Source organism: Streptomyces sp. NPDC026575, assembly GCF_055567415.1.
The window spans coordinates 310,997-327,270 of the sequence record NZ_JBVHQM010000005.1 but is presented as its reverse complement, the minus strand read 5'-3'; the positions used below and the strand labels follow the sequence as shown (position 1 = coordinate 327,270).

Here is a 16,274-nt window from a genome sequence, read left to right as displayed (position 1 = left end):
CGGCCGACCTCCGCCCCTCTGCGCCGGCTCCCGGGGGAGAACCCATGCACACCACGCTTCACCTGCTGGCCGACGCGCCGCCCCAGATACTGCCGGCCAGATCGCTGATGGCCTTCACCCTCGCCTCCCACATCATCCTGGTCCCCCTCGGGGTGGCGCTGCCGCTGATCACCCTGATCATGCACGCCTACGGACTGCGCCGCGGCTCCCCGACCGCGCTGCTGCTGGCGCGGCGCTGGTCGGCGGTCATGGCGGTGCAGTTCGCGATCGGCGTCGTCACCGGCACCGTCCTGTCCTTCGAGTTCGGCCTGCTGTGGCCCGGCATGATGGGCAGATGGGGCGATGTCTTCGGCATCGGCTTCGGCGTGGAGGCATGGGCCTTCTTCCTCGAAGCGGTCCTCATCGCCATCTACCTGTACGGCTGGCGCAGACTGCCGCCCCGTGTGCACTTTCTGCTGGCGCTCCCGCTGCCGGCCGCCGCCCTGCTCGGGGCCTTCGGCATCCTGGCCGCCAACTCCTGGATGAACACCCCGCGGGGCTTCGCCCTCGACTCCGCCGGCGATCCCATCGGCGTGCACATCTGGAAGGCCGTCTTCACTCCGATGTTCGGGCCCCAGTACTGGCACTTCGTGGTGGCGATGCTGGTGACCGCGGGCTACGTCGTGGCCGGGGTCTACGCCACCGGCTGGCTGCGCGGCCGCCGGGACCGCTACCACCGGCTCGGCTTCACCGTTCCCTTCACCGTCGCCGCGGTGCTCACCCCCGTCCAGTTCGCACTGGGGGACGCCATCGCCCGCGCGGTCTTCCACGAGCAGCCGGTGAAGTTCGCCGCCATGGAGATCGTCTGGCGGACCGACACCCACGTACCGGAGTACCTGTTCGGCCGCCTCCATCCGGACGGCAGCATCTCCGGAGGTATCAGGATCCCGCAGCTGGACTCCCTCCTCGCCGGGTTCCGGGCGGACACGAAAGTGACCGGGCTGACGTCGGTACCAGCAGAAGATCGCCCGACGGCCACTCAGGCCACCATCGCCCACTGGGCCTTCGACATCATGGTCGGGATCGGCTCGGTGCTGGTCCTGCTCGCCCTCTGGTACGGCCTCGTCTGGCTGCGCCGCCGCCGGCTGCCCGAGTCGAAGTGGTTCTTCCGGAGCGCCGCCGGCGCGGGCGCCGCCTCCGTCGTCGCCGTGGAGTGCGGCTGGATCACCACCGAAGTGGGCCGCCAGCCCTGGATCGTCTACCAGAACATGCGGGTCGCCGAAGCGGTCACCGCGACCCGTTCCGCGGCGCTGTGGACCACCTTCGGCGTCGTCGCCGTGGTGTACGTGTGCGTCTTCGGCTCGTTCCTCGTCGTGCTGCTGAAGATGCGCACCCGCTGGCGGCTCGACGACGCACGGCACGAGGAGGCGGGAGCGGTGGAGCAACCGGAGACGGACACCCCCTACGGACCGCGCTCCCGGGTCGCGGCCGGTGGCGCTCCGGCCGCCCCCGGCCAGGGCCCGCCGACCGAACAGGGCCCACCGACCGGGCGGGTCCGGCCATGACCGCCGGTCTCGTCGCCGTCGTCCTGCTGCTGGCGGTCGCCGCGTACGCCTGCGCCGGAGGCACGGATTACGGGGCCGGGTTCTGGGACCTGACCGCGGGCGGCGCGGAGCGCGGCAAGCGGCCCCGGTGGCTGATCGACCACGCCATGGCCCCGGTGTGGGAGGTCAACAACGTCTGGCTGATCTTCGTCCTCGTCCTCATGTGGACCGGTTTCCCGGTGCTGTTCCAGAGCGTCTTCTCCGCGATGTGGCTGCCGCTGGCGCTCGCCGCCGTCGGCACCGTGCTGCGCGGCGCCGGCTTCGCCCTGCGCAAGCCCACCCGCCGGCTGGCCGGCCGACGCCTCTACGGGGCGGTGTTCGCCCTCTCCTCGCTGCTCACGCCGTTCTTCCTCGGCGCCGCCGCCGGGGGGATCGCCTCCGGCCGGGCGGCACCGGGCACCGAGCCGTCGGCGGCGGCCTGGGCCAACCCCACCTCGATCCTCTTCGGCCTCCTCGCGGTCACCACCACCGCCTTCCTGGGAGCGGTGTTCCTGGCCGCGGACGCCCGCCGCTTCGACGCCCCCGACCTCGACGGCTACTTCCGGCGGCGGGCCCTGATCGCCCTCGCCGCCGTCGCCGTACTCGCCGTGCTCACCCTGTTCATCACCCACGGCGACGCCCCGCACGTATGGCACGGCCTGACCCACGGCGCGGGCCTCGTCCTCGTCGTCATCGCGGCACTCGCCACGGCCGCGACCGCCTGGCTGCTGCTGCGCACCTCCGCCGCCTGGTCCCGGGTCACCGCCGTCGGCGTGGTCGCCTCGGCCGTCCTGGCATGGGGCATGGCCCAGCGCCCGTACCTCATCCCGACCTCGCTGACCGTCGCCGAGGGCGCCGGCGCCCCCACCTCACTGCGCTGGCTGATGCTCGTCAGCCTCGTCGCGGTCGTCCTGGTCCTCCCGGCGGTCGCCCTGCTGTACTGGCTCGACACCCATGGCGAGCTGGAGGCCCTCGGCGACGCCGATCTGCGGAGCAGCGGTGCCCGGGACGAGGGCTGAGGGCGAGGACCCCGTGGCCCACCGGGCGCCCCGCGGGGTGCGGACGCCATGACCACGGACGAGATCCTGCTGGGCATCGGCCTGACCGTCGCCCTCGCCGTCGGCTCCCAGATCCTGGCGAGCCGGTTGCGGGTCCCGGCCCTGGTGGTGCTCCTTCCGGCGGGCTTCGCCGCCGGGGCGCTGACGGACGTCGTCCACCCCGACGAACTGGTGGGGCCGGACTTCTCCTCCCTGGTGTCGCTGTCGGTGGCGCTGATCCTCTACGACGCCGGGCTGGGCCTGGACCTGCGCCACCTCAAGGGTGCGACCAGGAGTGTCGTCGTCCGGCTCATCCTGCTGGGCGTGACGGTCACCTGGGGAGCCGTCATGGCGCTGGGACCCGCCCTGTTCGGGGTGCCGCTCGCGGTGGCCTGCATGCTCGGCGTGATCCTCGTCGTGTCGGGGCCGACGGTCGTCGGACCGCTGCTGGACCATGTGCGCCCCACGGACAAGGTGCGCCGGGTGCTGATCTGGGAGGGCTCCCTGATCGACCCGGTCGGCGGCATCCTCGGCGCCGTCGTCTTCCACTCCATCGTCTCCGGCGGACTTCGGGCCGGGCACGGATTCCGGTTCGCCGACTTCTTCGCCAGCATCGCCGTCGGGCTCGTCGGCGGTCTGGTCGGGACCGCGCTGCTGTGGCTCACCCTCCGGGCGCTGCGCCTCGGCGAGACGCTGGGCACCCTCGCCCAACTGGCCACCGTGGTCGTGGTGGCCGCGGGCTGCGACATGGTGCTCGACGACACCGGCCTGATCGCCGCGATCGTCACCGGGATGACCGTGGCGAACCTGCCGGGCTTCGACATGCCCGCACGGCGGCCGTTCTTCGAGACGCTGGTGCAGCTCATCATCGGCCTGCTGTTCGTCTCCATCTCGGCCACGGTGACGCCGAAGTCCGTCGTTCCGGTGCTGCTGCCCACCCTCGTACTCGTCGCCGTGCTCGTCCTGGTGGCGCGGCCGCTGATCGCCCTCCTCTCGACCGCACGGACCGAGCTGACCACCGGGGAGCGGGCGTTCGTCGGCTGGATGGCGCCCCGCGGCATCGTCGCCGCCGCCACGGCCGCCACCTTCTCCGCCGACCTCGTCCGCGACGGCCTCAGAGGCGCCGACCGGATCCTTCCGGTCACCTTCCTGACGATCGTCGGCACCGTCCTGGTCTACGCCCTGACGGCCCGGCCGGCGGCCGCCGCACTGGGCGTCGTCAGATCCGCGCGCACCCGCCCCCTGCTGGTGGGCGGCGACCCCTGGGCGGTGGACCTCGCGCGGTCGCTGCGCACCGCCGGGCTCGACGTGCTGATGTGGGCCGGACCGGAGCGGCAGCGGGACCGGATCCGCGACGCGGGGATCGAGCTGGCCGCCGGGGAGCTGATGGCCGTGGCGACCGACCCCGAAGCCCGCCTGGCGGGCGTCACGGCGGTGCTGCTGCTCACCGACGACGACGACTTCAACGCGCTCGCCTCGATCGTCGTGCAGGACGGGGTCGAGGGGCCCGTCTACCGCGTCGGCCCGCCGCCCGGCACACCGGGCGCGGTGGCCCCGACCACCGGCGGCGGCGTCCTCTTCGGCTCCGCACTGCCCCGGAACACCCTCGCGGCCCGCCATGAGCAAGGAGCCCGCTTTCCCGTGCAGCCCGCCGGCCGACCGCTGCCACCGGGGCACCGGATCCTCTTCGTCGTACGGGCCGACGGCCGGCTCGAACCGGTCACCGAGACGCGGCACGCGGCACCGGCGGAGGGCGACACGCTGGTGCTCTTCGGGCCCCTGCCGCACGACCGCTCGGACCCCACCGGGGCCCGGCACGACCCGGGCTGACCGGCTACCGTCCCGCGTGCCAACTAGGGCAGCCCCGCGTCCCGGCTACCGTTTCCGGTTCAGGGCCGCGTCCAGGGTGATGGCCGCGTCGATCAGTGCGAGATGGGTGAACGCCTGGGGGAAATTGCCCAGTTGACGACCCGTCAGAGCGATCTCCTCCGAGTACAGGCCCAGGTGGTTGGCGTACCCCAGCATCTTCTCCAGCACCAGCCGGGCCCGGTCCGTCCGCCCCGCCCGCGCCAGCGCGTCGACGTACATGAACGTGCACAGCGAGAAGGTGCCCTCCGATCCGCGCAGCCCGTCGGGCGAAGCCTCGGGGTTGTACCGGTAGACCAGGCTGTCGGTGACCAGCTCCTGTTCCATCGCGTCGAGCGTGGAGACCCACATCGGATCGTCGGGCGTGATGAACCCGACCGTCGGCGCCCGCAGCAGCGAGGAGTCCAGCACATCGCTGCCGAAGTGCTGGACGAACGCCTGGCGTTGCGCGTTCCAGCCCTTCGCCATGACCTGTGCGTAGATCTCGTCCCGCGCGCTGCTCCACCGGTCGGCGGTGGCCGGTCGGCCGTTGTCCGCCGCGAGCCGCAACGCGCGGTCGAAGGCGACCCACGACATCACCCGGCCGTACGTGAAGTGCTTGCGGCCGCCGCGGGTCTCCCACAGGCCCTCTCCCGCCTGGTCCCAGTGGTCGACCAGCCAGTCGAGCACCGTCAGCAGCGACGTCCAGCCCCGGTGGCCGAGCTGGAGCCCGTGCCGGTGGGCGAAGGAGATGCTGTCCAACGCCTCCCCGTAGATGTCCAGTTGGAGCTGGGTGGCCGCGCCGTTGCCGATGCGCACCGGGGCGGAGCGCTCATAGCCCTCCCAGTGCTCCAGGACCTCCTCGTCCAGGTCCGAGGAGCCGTCGACCTTGTACATGATGTTCAGCGGTCCGGAGTCGCCCTGGCTGCCGACCCGTTCCCCGACCCGGTCGCTCAGCCAGCCGATGAACGCCTTCGCCTCGTCGGTGAACCCCAGCCCCAGCAGGGCGTAGACGGAGAACGAGGCGTCGCGGATCCAGGTGAAGCGGTAGTCCCAGTTGCGTTCGCCGCCCAGCTGCTCCGGGAGCCCCGCCGTCGGGGCGGCCACGAGGGCGCCGCTGGGCGCGTAGGTCATCAGCTTCAGCGTCACGGCCGCGCGCTCCACCGCCTCGCGCCAGCGTCCCGTGTACCGCGACTGCCCCAGCCAGGACCGCCAGTACTGGACGGTGTCGTCGAAGAGCTGCTGGAACTCGTCGAGCCGGATCTCCCGGGGCGGTCCGGCCGCCGACGACTCCAGGACCATGCCGCGCTGCTGGCCGGCCTGCAGGGTGAGGGCGAAGTGCAGATCGTTCTGGCCGGTCAGGGAGTTGAACAGCCGCTCGTCCTGCGGTTCGCGGACCGGGTGGACGGTCAGCTCCAGCCCCTTCGAGGCGAACACCACGCCCTGCTCGGTGAGGTGCAACTCGTGCGGCCGGCGTCCGTAGTCGAACCGCGGCGCGATATCGATCTCGAAGGTCATGCTGCCCCGAACGCACCGGACCATACGGACCAGGCGGTGGCGGGGCGAGGCCGTGCACCCGGTCACCGGCATGAAGTCGACGACCTCGCCGGCGCCCGCCTCGGTCATGAACCGGGTCACCAGGACCGCCGTGTCGGGGAGGTACAACTGCTTGGTCGCATAGGTCGTATGGGCCGGCCGGACCGTGCAGTGTCCGCCCTTCTCCCGGTCCAGCAGGGCGCCGAACACACTGGGGGAGTCGAAGCGCGGGCAGCAGAACCAGTCGACCGTGCCGTCGGTGGTCACCAGGGCCGCGGTCTGCAGATCCCCGATCAGGCCGTGGTTCTCGATCAGCGGGTAGTCGTCCATCGGGGCGCCCCTTTCGGCGTGCGCTGTCACCCGGAAGCCGCCCCATGACCAGCGTAGTCCGGAAACCCGCCACCGGCCCGCCGAGCGGCCGGCAGGCACCGGGCGGACGGAAGAACGTCCGGGATGTCCCTTGATTCCCCTGCCCGATCCCCGAACACTGGCGCGCAGGGGGAAGGGGTACGGGGTGGCCGTCGAATTCTGCTTGCTCCACACCATCAGCGCGCAGGTGGACGGCCGGGAGGTGGATCTGGGGCATCTGCGCCAGCGCCAGGTGCTCGCGGCCCTCCTCGTCGACGCGAACCGCCCGGTCTCCGTGGAGCGGTTGACCGACCGGCTGTGGGGCGAGCGCCCGCCGCAGCGCGCCGCGACGACGCTCTACAGCTATGTGTCGCGGCTGCGTCGCGTCCTCGAACCGCTCGGCGCGTCGATCAGCCGCCATCCGCACGGGTACGTGTGCGAGGTGGACCCGCGAACGGTCGACCTGCACCGCTTCCGCGACCTGGTCGCACGTGCCCGTTCCGCCGGGGACGACACCCACGCCGCAGGGCTGCTCGCCGAGGCGCTGCGGCTGTGGCCCAGCGACCCGCCGGCCGAGCCGGACACCCCGTGGTTCAACGCGCTGCGCGACACCCTCGACGGCGAGCGCCTGGCCGCCGAGCTGGACCTCAACGACCTGCTGCTGCGGCAGGGCCGGGAATCCGAGCTGCTGGCCCCGCTGCGCCTGCGGGCCCGGTCACACCCCCTCGACGAGCGGATCGCCGCGCAACTGATGCGCGCCCTGCACCGGCAGGGCCGCACCCCGCAGGCGCTGGAGGTCTACCGGGGCATCACACGGCTCCTGGACGCCGAGTTGGGCCTCGCCCCGAGCCCCGCGCTGCGGCAGCTGCATCAGGACATCCTCGTAGGCGCGCCGCTGCGGGGTGCCGACAGTCCGGGCGGGCCCCACGGCGACACGCCCCCCGGCTCCCGCTCCGATGAGGGCCCCGGCCCCTCGCCGGTGGCGGCGCCCGAGGCCGCCCTTCTCCCCGTACCGCGCCAATTACCGCCGCCCCCACCGGTGTTCACCGGCAGGGGGCGTGCCATGGCGGAGCTCGACCGGCTCCTGCAACCGCCGTCCGCCCACGGCGGTACGGTGCCGATCGCGGGCATCGGCGGATCCGGCGGCATCGGCAAGACCTGCCTCGCCCTGCACTGGGCGTACCAGCGGCTGGACCGTTTCCCCGACGGGCAGCTCTATCTGAACCTGCGCGGCTTCGAACCCTCGGGGACGCCGACGACCGTGGCCTCGGCCCTGCGCGACCTGCTCGACAGCCTGGGCGCGCCAGAGGGCTCCGTCCCCACCGGGCTGAACGCCCGCGCGGGGCTCTACCGCAGCCTCATCCAGGGACGCCGCATCCTGGTGATCCTGGACAACGCACGCGACGCCGAACAGGTCCTGCCCCTGCTCCCCGGCAGCCCCAGCTGCGTCGTCATCGTCACCAGCCGCCACCACCTGGCCGGCCTGGTCAGCACGCACGGCGCCCGCCTCCTCACGCTCGGCCCGCTGTCCACCGCCGACGCCGCGGCACTGCTGACCCGCCGGCTCGGCCGGGAGCGGGTGCACAAGGAACCCGCCGCGGCCGCCGGCCTGCTCCAATTGTGCGGCGGGCTGCCGCTGGCCATCAGCATCATCGCCGCCCGCGCCGCCGTCCACCCGACGTTCCCGCTGCGGGCGCTCATCCGCGATCTGCACGGGGCGGGCGGCGCCCTCGACACCCTCGACGCGGGGGACGACTCCGCCGATCTGCGGGCCGTCTTCGCCTCGTCCTACGGCGCGCTCGGTGAACCCGCACGCCGGCTCTTCCCCCTGCTCGGCCTGCACGCCGGCCCCGACATCGGCCTGGCGGCGGCCGCCGCACTGGCCGGGACCGAGCCCCGTCAGGTCGGCCGGGCCCTGACCGAACTGGTCCGCTCGCATCTGGTGACCGCCCACCGACCCGACCGCTACACGATGCACGACCTGCTGAGCGCCTACGCCGCGGAACTGGCCGCGGCCGACCCGACGAGCCGCTCCGCCTTCGAGCGCCTGGTCGACCACTATCTGCACACCGCCCACGCCGCCGACCGACTGCTGTCCCCCCACGGCGACCCGATCGCCCTGACCCCGGCCCTGCCCGGCGCGGCCCCCGGCCGGCCGGCCGACCACCAGGCCGCCCTGGCGTGGTTCGCCGCCGAACGCGCCGTGCTGACCTCCCTCGTGGCACAGGCCGGCCACCACGCCGAACTACACGCCAAAACCTGGCAGTTGGCGGCAGTCCTCCCCACGTTCCTGGCGCGACGGGGCCTTTGGGACGAGCTCACCGCGACCCAGTACGCCGGGCTCGAAGCGGCGACCGCCCTCGCCGACCGCTCGTACCAGGCACGCGCCCACCGCGAACTGGGCAACTCCTGCTGCGAAACCGGCCGCTTCGACGAGGCGCACACCCACCTGCAACAGGCCCTCGCCCTGTACCGGCAGCTGGGGGACACGGTCGGCCAGGCCCACACCCACCTCAACCTCGGCTGGCTGTGGGAGCGCCGGGGAGATCAGCAGAAGGGCCTCGAACACGATCTGCTCGCACTGGACCGCTTCGAGGCCGCTGACCACGAGACCGGCCGGGCCAGGGCCCTCAACGCCGCCGGCTGGGACCATGCGCAGCTCGGCAAGTACGAGGAGGCCGCCGACTTCTGCCGGGAGGCCCTCGCCCTCCAGCAGCATCTCGGCGACCGCCGCGGCGAGGCGAACACCTGGGACAGCCTCGGATACGCGCTCCAGCACCTCGGCGACCACCGGCAGGCCGCCGACTGCTTCCGGCGGAGCCTGCGTCTGAACGAGGAACTCGGCCACCAGTACAACCAGGCCGAGACGCTGGAGCATCTCGGCGACACCCACGAAGCCGGCGGTGACACCGCGGCGGCCCGCGCGGCCTGGCAGCGGGCGGCGGACCTCCTGCACGCCGTGGGACATAACGACACGGATCTCCACCGGCTCCGCGGCAAACTCCAAAAGCCCTCCTGACCTGCTCGTTCAAGAAACGGACAAGGTTTGTCCAGGACCGCCCGAGCATCGTGGCAGATGCCAGAACGGCACCCGGAACGAGTAGGGAGTGTGGACGTGTACCGGAAGATGGAAGCGATGGGGAGCAGGCTCCTGGAACGGTTCGTGCCCAAGGCCGAGGCCGCCGCGGCCGGCTGCTATGTGTGCGTCACCGGCGGGCCGGGCTCCGGCTGCGCCCGGTGGAACCACACCTGGGTCAAGGACCAGTGCACGAATACGTTCATCCGCTGCGGCTGCTTCTGACGGCGCGGTTTCTTACAGGTATCACCGTTGTCCGGCCGGGTCGCGCACTGCCGCGCCGCCCGGCCGGCTCCGGCGCACTGAGGGGCATCCGTACCGTGGACATACTCGCTCTCACCTGCGCGTCCTGCCTTGCCGTGGTCTTCGCGGCGGCGGCGCTCGGCAAGATCCGCAGCCGGGCCGCGTTCTCCCGGTTCGCACAGTCGCTGACCACCATGGACCTGCTGCCGGCCGGCTGGGTGCGCCCCTGCGCCGTGCTCGTGGCCGGGAGTGAGCCGGCGGTGCTTCTGCTGCTGCTGGCAAGCCCGTTGACGCCGCCCGCGGGTCTTGTGGGGTTCGTCCTCGCCGCGGGACTGCTGCTGGCGTTCACCGCGGGCGCCGCGCTCACGGTCGTCCGAGGCGTACGTGCGGTGTGCCGCTGCTTCGGGGCCTCCGGCTCCCCGATGGGGCGGCTTCATGTGCTGCGCAACGGCGTGCTGACGCTCATCGCGGCGGGGGGAGCGCTGAGCAGTGGCGGTGTCGGCGCCGTCGCACCGGCGTACGGGGCGGTGGCCGTGGCGGGCGGAGCCGTCGTCGGGGCGCTGGTGACCAGGCTCGAAGACCTCGCGGCGCTGTTCCGCCCGTCGCTCGCGGCCCGGCCGGAACGCGCCCGCGACTGAAGGGTAGACACCGGCCCGGCATCGCAAGGGCCGCACGGAACAAGAGGAGTTGGGGAATGTCCTTCCTGATTGCGGCAGTACTGCTCGTCGGAACGCTGTGCACGCTGGACCTGGTACTCACCCTCGGGGTGATCAAACGGCTGCGGGAACACTCCGAGCAGCTGTCCGGGGTGAGCGGTCCGGGCGGCGGCCGGTTCGACACCCTCGACATGGCCGTGGGGGAGGAGGTGGGGGAGTTCGCCACGGCCACCGTGGACGGCGAAAGGCTGACCCGCGGCATGCTCGCCGCGGACACGCTGGTGGCGTTCTTCGCCCCCGGTTGCCGGCCGTGCCGGGAGAAGATGCCGGCGTTCGTGGACCACGCGCGGACCCTGCCCGGAGGGCGGGCGCAGGCGGTGGCCGTCGTGGTCGGCGAACCGGCGGAGGCCGCCGCGTTCGTGGCCGAGCTGTCCCCGGTCGCCCGCGTGGTCGTCGAGGAGGGGCCCGACGAACCGCTGAGCGCCGCCTTCCGCGCGCGATCGTTCCCCACGTTGCTGCGGGTGTCCCCGGACGGCGACGGCAGGGTCCTGGTCACCGCGAACCGCATGGTGCTGGACCGACCGGCCACCGCGGCGCGATGACGGGCACGGACGGCACCCCGCGCGGACGCCGGGTGACCCGGGGCACGGGGGCCCGGGTCACCACGGCGTGGTCGCTCGCGGCGAAGGCCGCGCCCGGCACCCTGGTCACCTTCGTGCTGCTGACCCTGGCGACCGGCGGGCTGCCGGTCGCCGCCGCCCTGCTGACCAAACTGGTGCTGGACCACCTGGTCGCCGGCGCCTCCACCGCGACCCTGACCGGGTTGGGGCTCTGCCTCGCCGCGGTCGGCGTGGTGTCCGGGGTGGCGCCGCAGATCGGCCAGTATCTGCGCGCGGAGCTCGACCGCCGGGTCGGACTGCTCATGCAGGACCGGCTGTTCACGGCCGTGGACGGGTTCGTCGGACTGGAACGGTTCGAGAACCCCCGCTTCCTGGACCGGCTGCGGCTGGCCCAGCAGACCGCCGGCGGCACCCCCGACGAAACCGTCTCCGGAGCACTCGGCATCGTCCGGGCCGCCGTGACCCTCATCGGGTTCGTCGGCTCGCTGCTGGCGCTCAGCCCCGTCCTGACCGGGCTGGTGCTGGTGGCCGGAGTGCCGGTGCTGCTCGCCGAGATCGCGCTGTCGCGACGGCGGGCGCGGATGGTGTGGGACATCGGCCCCGCCGAGCGCCGGGAGCTGTTCTACAACGATCTGCTCTCCAGCATGGAAGCCGCCAAGGAGGTCCGGCTGTTCGGCATCGGGGGCTTTCTGCGCGGGCGGATGCTGGCCGAGCGGCGCACGTCCGACGCCGCCAAGCGGGCGGTGGACCGGCGGGAGGTCCGCGCCCAGGCGGGGCTCGGGCTGCTCGCCGCGCTGATCTCCGGCTGCGGGCTCGTATGGGCGGTGGGCGCGGCGCGGTCCGGCCATCTGTCGGCCGGTGACGTCACCATGTTCGTGGCCGCGGTGGCCGGCGTACAGGGCGCGCTCGCCACGCTCGCGCTGGAGGTCGCCCGCACACACCAGGCGCTGCTGCTGCTCGACCACTATCTGGCGGTGACCACCGCCGGTCCCGATCTGCCGCTCGCGGCGGTGCCCCGGCCGCTCCCTGCCCTGAGCGGCGCCATCGAACTGCGCGATGTGTGGTTCCGGTACTCCGAGGACCAGCCGTGGATCCTGCGCGGGGTCAGCCTGCGCATCCCCCACGGCCGGGCGCTGGCGCTCGTCGGGCTCAACGGAGCCGGGAAATCCACGCTGGTGAAGCTGCTGTGCCGGTTCTACGACCCGACCCGCGGGGCGATCCTGTGGGACGGGGTGGACCTGCGCGAGGTGGACGTCAGCGCCTACCGCCGACGCCTGAGCGTGGTGTTCCAGGACTATATGCACTACGACATGACGGCGGCGGAGAACATCGCCCTCGGGGATCTGGACGCGCTCCACGACGAGCGGCGGCTCAGCGCCGCCGCCGAACGGGCCGGCATCCACCAGAAGCTGGCGGGCCTGCCGCACGGCTACCGCACCCTCCTGTCGCGGATCTTCTTCACCCGGCCCGAGGGCGACGGGGTGCGAAGCGGGGTGATGCTCTCCGGCGGACAGTGGCAACGGCTGGCGCTGGCCCGCGCGTTCCTGCGCGAGGGGCGGGACCTGATGATCCTGGACGAACCCTCGGCCGGGCTCGACGCCGCGGCCGAGCACGAGATCCACGCCGCCCTGTGCGGCCACCGGGGCGACCGCACCGGTCTGCTGATCTCCCACCGGCTCGGCGCGGTACGCGACGCGGACCGGATCGTCGTCCTCAAGGACGGCCGCGTCGCCGAACAGGGCAGCCATGACGCGCTGATGGCGCTGGACGGCGAGTACGCCCGCCTGTTCACCCTCCAGGCGACCGGTTACCGGACCGACGGCGAGTCGCTGGGCGCCGAGCCCGGTGCGGCGGCACCGTGAGGGCGGCGTCCTGGGCCCTGGCGGGGGGCGTACCGGTGCTGGCGTCCGGCCTCGCGCTGACCGCCCGCGCACTGCGACGGCGGCTGATCGCGGTCACCGTACGCGGCGCGAGCATGGAGCCGGCCTACCGGGACGGCGACCGTGTCCTCGTACGCCGAGGCCGCCCGCCCGCACCGGGCCAGGTGGTCGTGGTGCGAGACCTCCCGGCCCGCGCGGTGCCCGGTCCGGCGCTGCTGATCAAGCGGGTGGCCGCGGTGCCCGGGGACCCCGTGCCCCGCGACCGGGTGGCCGCGCTGGCCGGTGTTCCGGAGCGGAACGTACCCCGCGGACAACTGGTCCTGCTCGGGGACAATCCGGCGGCCAGCTTCGACTCCCGCCACCGGGGCTACTTCGCGACTGCGCAGGTCGTGGGGACGGTGTGGCGCTCGCTGCCCGGCTGACCGGGGGTTCGGCGGCCGGCCCGCCGAACCCCACCGCGGCACTGCCGCACGACCGGCCGGCTACTTCGCCTGCTGCAGCCCTGCCACGATCTTCTTGGTCAGATCGAGGCCGGCGGCGCCCTTGTCATCGGACTGGACGCTGTAGAAGGTCGTCACGACCACGTTCCCGACCCGGCTCGCCACCAGCGTGGTGCCGCCCTCCCACTCGGGCGCGAAGAGCTCGGCCTTGAGGGTCTGGTCGCCCATTTTCGGCACGGCGGTGGTCTTGACCGTCACCGAGGCCGTGGTGTCGCCGGAGGTGTCCTTGAAGTGCGCGCAGTGCTGGAGGACCTGCCCCAGACGCTTCATGACCGTCTGCGCGTCCGTGCCCCGGAAGCTGTCGAGCTCCTGGTTGAACTCCTCCTGGGAGGCGTTGACGAAGTCGCCCTGCGCGAAGGCGGCGCCCTCGATGCCACCGGTCTGGATCCAGGCGCTGGCCTCCAGCTTCGGGCAGGCGCCCGCCAGGTCGACGGGCTTCTTCGCGGACGCGGCGGCCAGGCTGCGCCCGGAGTCGCGGGTGGCCTCCGGGTCGGCCTTGTAGCCCTTGGGCAGCGCCCCGACCGGAAGCAGCAGGGACTTCAGCCGGGTGCCGTTGAGCAGGCGGGCCTCGGGGGCGCCGGCACCGGCCGAAGGGGCGGACTTGTCCTTCGAGGGGCTGCCGGAGCCGCCGGAGCAGGCGGTGAGGGCGAACGGCAGCACGGCGGTCGCGGCGACCGTCACCAAGGCACGACGAAGCTTCATGAAGCCTTCTTCTGGATCAAATAACGAGGTCAGGAAAGGAAGAGGGCCGTCGCGGTATGGGGGTGCGCGGTGCGGCAGGCGCTGATCGTAAGGCTGTGCGGCCGCGTCGCCCAGCGATCAGCCGCCGGCCGGCGGACGGGCGGCCGGGAGCCCCAGGGGATAATCTCGCCGAAACCGGGCAGTTGCCCCTGGTTTTCGAGAATTTCCTATGGCAACCATCACGCCGCCCGGGCACCTGTTCCGGGCCCCGGCCGCGGTGCCAGTGGTCACTGCCTCTGTCTGTTCCAGGGCAACGCCTGGCTGTCGCTGGAGAGCATGGTCGCCGAGCACGCCGACTGGAGCGGCGGTGACCTCAACGACGCCACCGACCTCGTTGACCTCTCCCTCACCGCACGCCAGTGGACCGCCCTGCTGGACGAGGACAAGGTGCCCCCACCCTCGCCGCCGCCCGCCCGGCCGACGCGGACGCCACCTTCGACGACGCCCTCGCCCTGGCGTCCCGCCGCGGCCTCGACACCGACGACGCCCTCCGCGCCACCGGCACCCTCCAGATCGCCGACGCGGACGGGAGCCGGTGAGGGTTGCGTTCGTGACCTGAGGCATCCCCTTCCTCAGGGATGCGGGGCGGCATTGTGCCCGTACGGAAGCAGGATCGCCACCGGTATCAGAAAGGACCGCTCGTCCCAGTGGTGATCTGACGCCCTGCCAACTTCCTTGCGCATATGCCGGATACGCTCCCGCAGGTCGTCCTACGATCTTCTATTCCCATGGGTTGAGGGTGCTAATGGTCCGGAAGAAGTCGTTGTCGAGATTGCCTTCCGTGGCGGTTTACGCGTGGCTGATACCAGTAGTTGCGTCCGCGATCGTGGTGAGCATCGTCGGTTCGTCGGCGTTCGCCGCGGCACTGTGGATCGGCGTGCCGGCGGTGCTCGCGGTGGCCGCCACCGCGAGCCTGGCCGCGAGGCGGAGCCGTGAGGCCGTCGCGCTGGCGGAAGGCGGACAGTCGCAGACGGCCGCGATCGCGCGGCAGCAGGAGGCGACCGTACGGCTGGCCGACAATCTGGTGCCGGACATGCTGACGCGGCTGCGCCTGAACGAGGCTCCCGAGGATGTGCTCAACTGGCTCACCGCACGGTGGGCGGACTCCTACAACGGTCTGCCCCCCGAGTTCCAGGCGGCGCACTGGTCGGTGCTGCGCACCGTGATCGAGGCCGTGGACGCGGAGGAGGGCCTGCGGGACTCCGCGCAGCGGTCGCTGGTGAACCTGTCCCGCCGCGTGCAGGCCATCGTGCACCAGCAGGCGCAGGAGCTGCGGGAGATGGAAGACCGGCACGGCCGGTCGCCCGGGGTCTTCGGCGACCTGCTGCGGATCGACCACAACACCGCGCTGATCGGCAGGCTCGCCGACTCCATCGCCGTACTCGGCGGCGCCCGCCCCGGCCGCCAGTGGAACCGACCGGTGCCGCTGTACAGCGTGCTGCGTGGTGCGATGTCCCGGATCGTCGGCTACGAGCGGGTCGATCTGAGCACCACCACGGACGTCGCCGTCATCGGTCCGGCCGTCGAGCCGCTCATCCACGCCCTGGCCGAGCTGCTGGACAACGCCACCCGCTACTCGCCGCCGCACACCCGCGTCCATCTCACGGCCGCGGAGGTGCAGTCCGGGATCGCGGTGGAGATCGAAGACGGCGGCGTGGGCATGAGCGAGTCCGCCCGTCGGCGCGCCGAGCAGATGCTCGCACAGGCACAGCAGGGCATCGACCTCGGCGACCTGGGGGAGACCCCGCGGCTCGGCCTGGCCGTGGTCGGCAGGCTGGCTCAGGCCTACGGCCTTCAGATCGCCCTCCGCGCGTCCGCCTACGGCGGCGTACGGGCCGTGCTCATCGTCCCGCAGCAGCTGATCACCACCATGGCCGAGGCATCGGGTGTGGCGCACGGGATCGGTACCTTCTCCGGCCCCAGGGTGGCGGGTGGATCGCCGCAGTCGCTCCCCCGCCAGTCGATGAGGCCGCAGATGGCGAGCCACGACACCGAGACGCCGTCCGCGGTCGAGCGTACGGCGAACGGCCTGCCGCAGCGGCGCCGCAGGATGCGCGTGGCGGAGGCGGCGGAACCCACTACAAGCACACGACAAGCGGAGCCGGGACCACGACGAGCGCCGGGGGAGTGGCTGGTCGCGTTCAAGGACGGCCTGACGGGCGACGGCAACAGCGGCAGCGACGACGCCGCCGCGCCGAGAGGAGAACAGTGAATCAGCGGCAGGCCAACC

General features: G+C 72.6%; 13 protein-coding genes. 11 read left to right on the top strand and 2 right to left on the bottom strand.

What is annotated here, in order from left to right:
- Positions 1-44 precede the first annotated feature (44 nt).
- From ACZ4NB_RS09465 to ACZ4NB_RS09455, 3 genes are read left to right on the top strand one after another with little or no spacing between them, the layout of a single operon-like run.
- A complete protein-coding gene (locus ACZ4NB_RS09465; RefSeq protein ID WP_467659691.1) occupies positions 45-1,544 on the top strand; it encodes a cytochrome ubiquinol oxidase subunit I in 1,500 nt (499 codons plus the stop codon).
- Complete coding sequence (locus ACZ4NB_RS09460) at positions 1,541-2,581, top strand: cytochrome d ubiquinol oxidase subunit II (RefSeq protein ID WP_467659689.1); 1,041 nt, start codon at positions 1,541-1,543, stop codon at positions 2,579-2,581. The genes ACZ4NB_RS09465 and ACZ4NB_RS09460 overlap by 4 nt, the downstream gene beginning before the upstream one ends.
- Before the next feature lie 48 nt (positions 2,582-2,629).
- A complete protein-coding gene (locus tag ACZ4NB_RS09455; RefSeq protein ID WP_467659687.1) occupies positions 2,630-4,429 on the top strand; it encodes a cation:proton antiporter in 1,800 nt (599 codons plus the stop codon).
- A gap of 45 nt (positions 4,430-4,474) precedes the next feature.
- Here ACZ4NB_RS09455 and ACZ4NB_RS09450 read toward each other — a convergent pair whose 3' ends face one another.
- The gene (locus tag ACZ4NB_RS09450; protein WP_467659686.1) at positions 4,475-6,310 is read right to left on the bottom strand and encodes a glycoside hydrolase family 15 protein; all 1,836 of its coding nucleotides are present in this window, start codon (positions 6,308-6,310) and stop codon (positions 4,475-4,477) included.
- A 184-nt stretch (positions 6,311-6,494) separates the two neighbouring features.
- Here ACZ4NB_RS09450 and ACZ4NB_RS09445 point away from each other — a divergent pair, with 184 nt between their 5' ends.
- From ACZ4NB_RS09445 to ACZ4NB_RS09420, 6 genes are all read left to right on the top strand, one after another.
- The gene (locus tag ACZ4NB_RS09445) at positions 6,495-9,347 is read left to right on the top strand and encodes an AfsR/SARP family transcriptional regulator (protein ID WP_467659685.1); all 2,853 of its coding nucleotides are present in this window, start codon (positions 6,495-6,497) and stop codon (positions 9,345-9,347) included.
- Between the two features lie 117 nt (positions 9,348-9,464).
- A complete protein-coding gene (locus ACZ4NB_RS09440) occupies positions 9,465-9,629 on the top strand; it encodes a hypothetical protein (protein WP_467659683.1) in 165 nt (54 codons plus the stop codon).
- A 95-nt stretch (positions 9,630-9,724) separates the two neighbouring features.
- The gene (locus tag ACZ4NB_RS09435; RefSeq protein ID WP_467659681.1) at positions 9,725-10,285 is read left to right on the top strand and encodes a MauE/DoxX family redox-associated membrane protein; all 561 of its coding nucleotides are present in this window, start codon (positions 9,725-9,727) and stop codon (positions 10,283-10,285) included.
- Positions 10,286-10,341: 56 nt separating this feature from the next.
- On the top strand, positions 10,342-10,905 hold the full coding sequence (locus ACZ4NB_RS09430; RefSeq protein ID WP_467659679.1) for a TlpA family protein disulfide reductase: 564 nt from the start codon (positions 10,342-10,344) through the stop codon (positions 10,903-10,905).
- On the top strand, positions 10,902-12,785 hold the full coding sequence (locus ACZ4NB_RS09425; RefSeq protein WP_467659677.1) for an ABC transporter ATP-binding protein: 1,884 nt from the start codon (positions 10,902-10,904) through the stop codon (positions 12,783-12,785). Before ACZ4NB_RS09430 ends, ACZ4NB_RS09425 begins: the two co-directional genes overlap by 4 nt.
- Positions 12,782-13,225, top strand: coding sequence for a S26 family signal peptidase (locus tag ACZ4NB_RS09420; RefSeq protein WP_467659675.1), 444 nt, complete (start codon positions 12,782-12,784; stop codon positions 13,223-13,225). The genes ACZ4NB_RS09425 and ACZ4NB_RS09420 overlap by 4 nt, the downstream gene beginning before the upstream one ends.
- Positions 13,226-13,285: 60 nt before the next feature.
- On the opposite strand, the gene ACZ4NB_RS09415 is transcribed toward ACZ4NB_RS09420, so the two are convergent.
- Positions 13,286-14,005, bottom strand: coding sequence for a hypothetical protein (locus ACZ4NB_RS09415; protein WP_467659673.1), 720 nt, complete (start codon positions 14,003-14,005; stop codon positions 13,286-13,288).
- A gap of 398 nt (positions 14,006-14,403) precedes the next feature.
- Between ACZ4NB_RS09415 and ACZ4NB_RS09410 the strand changes: the two genes are divergently transcribed.
- Both ACZ4NB_RS09410 and ACZ4NB_RS09405 read left to right on the top strand, forming a co-directional pair.
- Positions 14,404-14,583, top strand: coding sequence for a hypothetical protein (locus ACZ4NB_RS09410; RefSeq protein ID WP_467659671.1), 180 nt, complete (start codon positions 14,404-14,406; stop codon positions 14,581-14,583).
- Positions 14,584-14,789: 206 nt separating this feature from the next.
- The gene (locus ACZ4NB_RS09405) at positions 14,790-16,256 is read left to right on the top strand and encodes a sensor histidine kinase (protein ID WP_467659670.1); all 1,467 of its coding nucleotides are present in this window, start codon (positions 14,790-14,792) and stop codon (positions 16,254-16,256) included.
- Positions 16,257-16,274 lie beyond the last annotated feature (18 nt).

Excerpts from the sequence above, each read along its gene's own strand:
- ACZ4NB_RS09440 (WP_467659683.1), top strand. The coding sequence starts at position 9,465 with ATGGGGAGCAGGCTCCTGGAACGGTTCGTGCCCAAGGCCGAGGCCGCC.
- ACZ4NB_RS09460 (WP_467659689.1), top strand. The coding sequence starts at position 1,541 with ATGACCGCCGGTCTCGTCGCCGTCGTCCTGCTGCTGGCGGTCGCCGCG.
- ACZ4NB_RS09425 (WP_467659677.1), top strand. The coding sequence starts at position 10,902 with ATGACGGGCACGGACGGCACCCCGCGCGGACGCCGGGTGACCCGGGGC.
- ACZ4NB_RS09405 (WP_467659670.1), top strand. The coding sequence starts at position 14,790 with ATGGTCCGGAAGAAGTCGTTGTCGAGATTGCCTTCCGTGGCGGTTTAC.
- ACZ4NB_RS09450 (WP_467659686.1), bottom strand. The coding sequence starts at position 6,310 with ATGGACGACTACCCGCTGATCGAGAACCACGGCCTGATCGGGGATCTG.
- ACZ4NB_RS09430 (WP_467659679.1), top strand. The coding sequence starts at position 10,342 with ATGTCCTTCCTGATTGCGGCAGTACTGCTCGTCGGAACGCTGTGCACG.
- ACZ4NB_RS09465 (WP_467659691.1), top strand. The coding sequence starts at position 45 with ATGCACACCACGCTTCACCTGCTGGCCGACGCGCCGCCCCAGATACTG.
- ACZ4NB_RS09455 (WP_467659687.1), top strand. The coding sequence starts at position 2,630 with ATGACCACGGACGAGATCCTGCTGGGCATCGGCCTGACCGTCGCCCTC.
- ACZ4NB_RS09415 (WP_467659673.1), bottom strand. The coding sequence starts at position 14,005 with ATGAAGCTTCGTCGTGCCTTGGTGACGGTCGCCGCGACCGCCGTGCTG.